Genomic DNA, 3,350 nt, shown 5'->3' with positions numbered 1-3,350 from the left:
GGGGTCTTTTCACCATGAAAAGGACAGAGCCCTAAATAGTTCCGTCCAGCCTTTTGTAAAGAAATCACGTCACCTATGACTTCCACAATGTTGGCATTGTTTTTGATTTCTTCAATGACTTGTTTGTCAACCATACACAATACCTCCATCTTATCATAGTTTCACGTTATCTAGTATAGCTTATTTCTGAAAAAAAGTAAACCATTTCATACACTTTCCGTAATTCTCTTTGCCTTATTTTTCTTGATAGAATGGGAAGATAAAAAACTCAGAAACACTTCCATGTTTCTAAGTTTTACTTCTCTATTTTTTGACGAAAAAATCTCTACTTTATTCAAATAATTGATAGTAGTCTGAAATCTTCATTTTTGCTTTTTCTTCTTTGTTCAAATCTTGGATGATACGACCTTCTTTCATGACAATCAGACGATTTCCATACTTCAACGCATCCTCCATATGGTGGGTAATCATGAGGGCAGTCAGCTTATCTTTTGTGACAAATTCATCCGTTAGTGCCATTAAAGCCACGCTGGTCTTGGGGTCAAGGGCTGCTGTGTGTTCATCCAACAAGAGCAACTCTGGTCGCTTTAAGGTTGCCATCAAAAGACTCAAGGCCTGACGTTGACCACCTGATAGAAATTCAATCGGAGTGTCCAGATGTTTTTCAAGGCCATTTCCAACCTTTTCAATGGTAGCCTGAAACTCTTCTCTATGACTTGATAGTCTTCTAGGCAGGAGCCCTCTCTTCTCACCACGAAACTTGGCAATCAAAAGGTTTTCTGCAACGGTCATACGAGGAGCCGTACCCATTTTAGGATCCTGAAAGACACGAGACAAGTACTTAGCTCGCTTTTCTGGTGAAAAATGCGTCACATCCTCGCCCATGATACGGATACTTCCACTTGTTAAAGGTAGGGTACCTGCAATAGTGTTAAAAAGCGTTGACTTTCCTGCTCCGTTTCCACCTAGTATTGTAATGAAATCATGTTCAAAAATCTCAAGAGAAACATCATTTAGAATGATTTTTTCCTCGTCAAAGCCATTCGTGATGACTTTGGTAGCATTTTTTAATTCTACAATTGCTGTCATTTGCTAAACTTGACTCCTTTCAGGTATTTGCTTTTGAAGGTTGGAATCATAAGGCAAACTGCCAAAATCAAGGCGCTGTACAAACGCAGATAACTTGTATTAAATCCAAGAGCAATCACTCCCCATACGAGGAACTGATAAGCGATAGAACCTACAACGATAGTCATAAGTCGCTCTGCCAAGGTCAAACTCTTGAACAAAACCTCACCAATAATCAAGCTAGCAAGCCCTACGACAATCACTCCAATTCCTCGAGAAACATCTGCATATCCTTCTTGTTGAGCAATTAAGGCCCCTGCAAGCGCGATAATTCCATTTGAAAGAACCAACCCCATGAGTTCCATACGACCCGTATGAATTCCAAAACTACGAGCCATATCAGGATTATCACCTGTAGCGATGTAAGCCTGACCTAGTTTGGTATCTAGGAAAAAGAGCATGAGACCAATAACAAGGGCAACGAAGATAAAGCCAGTCAGGAGTTGATTGAGGTCTGAATCGAAAGGCAAGACATCCTGAATTTGCTTGGTTCCAAGAAGACCCAAATTGGCACGCCCCATAATCATGAGCATGATGGAATGGCAGGAAGTCATGACCAGAATCCCTGATAAGAGGGTTGGGATTTTTCCTTTAGTATATAAGAGACCTGTCGCCATGCCAGCTAGGCAGCCTGCTCCTACTGCAGCCAAGGTAGCTAAAAATGGGTTAACTCCCTGTGTTATCAAGGTTACAGCTACTGCTCCCCCTAGAGGAAAAGAGCCTTCAGTCGTCATATCCGGGAAATTTAAAATTCGAAAGGTCATAAAGATTCCCAAACCTAAAATCGCCCAGACCATTCCCTGAGAAATAATGGATACTATCATATTCTTTCACTCATTTCTTTCTTTAGTAAAAATGGGAGAAGATGTCCCCAACTCCTCCTTTTTCCTTATTCAATCACTTGCCCTGCTTCTTTTAGAACAGACTCAGGGATGGTGATACCAAGTTCTTGCGCTAGTTTTTTGCTGATAACCGATTTACCAGTTGAGAAGACATTAACTGGAGTATCAGCTGGTTTTTCACCTTTCAAAACTTTAGCAATCATCTTACCAGTAGCCACTCCAAGATCGTGTTGGTCAACTACTACAGATGCTAATCCACCTGCTTCTACCATGGCAGTAGCACTTGGATAGATTGGCTTTTTAGCTGTTTGGTTGCTTGAAACAACTGTTGAGAATGCTGATGCGATGGTGTTGTCAATTGGAACCCAAATCGCATCGACCTTGCTTGTCATGACATTAACTGTTGAAGCAATTTCATTTGTTGATGGAACAGCAAATGTTTCGACTGTCAAACCTGCTTTTTCAGCATAAGCCTTGAATTCTTCTACCTGTGTTTTTGAGTTATCTTCGCTACTTGAGTAAAGAGCTCCGATTGTTTTCACATTTGGTGTCAAAGTTTTAATCAATTCCACTTGCTGTTCAGCTGGGTTATGATCTGACACCCCTGTGATGTTGCCACCAGGTTTTTTCAAATCTTTGACCAAGTTAGCACCGATTGGGTCTGTAATAGCAGCCATGATAACTGGTAGGTCTTTTGTGGCACTAGCAAGTCCTTGAGCTGCTGGTGTTGCAATCCCAACAACAAGGTCATTTCCATTTGCCACCAATTGTTTACTCATGGTTGCAACCTTGCTCTGATCACCTTCAGAGTTCATAAAGTCGATTTTTACTTGGTCGTCCTTATATCCTTCTTCAGCTAGTCCATCTTGAATTCCTTGGTAAATCAAGTCCAAGGATGGGTGACTAACAAACTGAAGAACACCAACCTTAGCGACCTTTTGCTCTTCCTTAGCTGCTGGCTTGTTCATTGATGAATAAATCAAGCTAGCCACTACCAATACTGCTAATCCAGCAATAATTCCAATCAAACGTTTATTTTTCATATTCTTTCTCCTTAATTCTTTTATCTTAACTTTTTAAATCACATCATCAAGCGATGCCATCGTTTAAATTCCAATATCTTTCCTCCCCATAGAAAAAGTCCTCACACAAAAAACTTGTGTGAGGACGTCGATGCGCGGTGCCACCTCAATTATAGGGAATATCCCTATCGCTCTTTCTCGCATTCACGAGTTGCACTGTAAGGTGTGCTCACCGAATTCTTATGATTTCAAATTCTTAAGTACATTCAGCCCAATTTTCATCACTTTCATCTATCTGTTTCCACCAACCACAGACTCTCTAAAAAACTTCAATGATTACTTTCTGAATGTTTAAATT

The 3,350-nt window shown here is 40.5% G+C and carries 4 protein-coding genes and 1 other annotated feature; all 4 genes read right to left on the bottom strand.

From position 1 onward, the window contains the following. On the bottom strand, positions 1-134 hold a 134-nt coding region (locus SORDD24_RS12035), incomplete at its 3' end, for a CHC2 zinc finger domain-containing protein (protein ID WP_419579783.1). Positions 135-330: 196 nt separating this feature from the next. After that, positions 331-1,089: an ABC transporter ATP-binding protein gene (locus SORDD24_RS07305; protein WP_045591564.1), complete on the bottom strand. Its 759-nt coding sequence runs from the start codon at positions 1,087-1,089 to the stop codon at positions 331-333. Further along, a complete protein-coding gene (locus tag SORDD24_RS07300; protein ID WP_061409118.1) occupies positions 1,086-1,952 on the bottom strand; it encodes an ABC transporter permease in 867 nt (288 codons plus the stop codon). The genes SORDD24_RS07305 and SORDD24_RS07300 overlap by 4 nt, the downstream gene beginning before the upstream one ends. A gap of 65 nt (positions 1,953-2,017) precedes the next feature. Beyond that, positions 2,018-3,013, bottom strand: a complete 996-nt coding sequence (gene trpX, locus SORDD24_RS07295; protein ID WP_061409115.1) for a tryptophan ABC transporter substrate-binding protein — start codon at positions 3,011-3,013, stop codon at positions 2,018-2,020. 117 nt (positions 3,014-3,130) lie between these two features. Further along, positions 3,131-3,347, bottom strand: a binding site (T-box leader). Between the last annotated feature and the right edge of the window lie 3 nt (positions 3,348-3,350).

Source organism: Streptococcus oralis (genome assembly GCF_001579175.1).
GTDB lineage: Bacteria > Bacillota > Bacilli > Lactobacillales > Streptococcaceae > Streptococcus > Streptococcus oralis_O.
This window is presented reverse-complemented; position numbering and strand designations above follow the sequence as displayed.

Bases quoted from the DNA above. Each gene is read 5' to 3' on its own strand.
- trpX (WP_061409115.1), bottom strand. From the start codon at position 3,013: ATGAAAAATAAACGTTTGATTGGAATTATTGCTGGATTAGCAGTATTG.
- SORDD24_RS07300 (WP_061409118.1), bottom strand. From the start codon at position 1,952: ATGATAGTATCCATTATTTCTCAGGGAATGGTCTGGGCGATTTTAGGT.
- SORDD24_RS07305 (WP_045591564.1), bottom strand. From the start codon at position 1,089: ATGACAGCAATTGTAGAATTAAAAAATGCTACCAAAGTCATCACGAAT.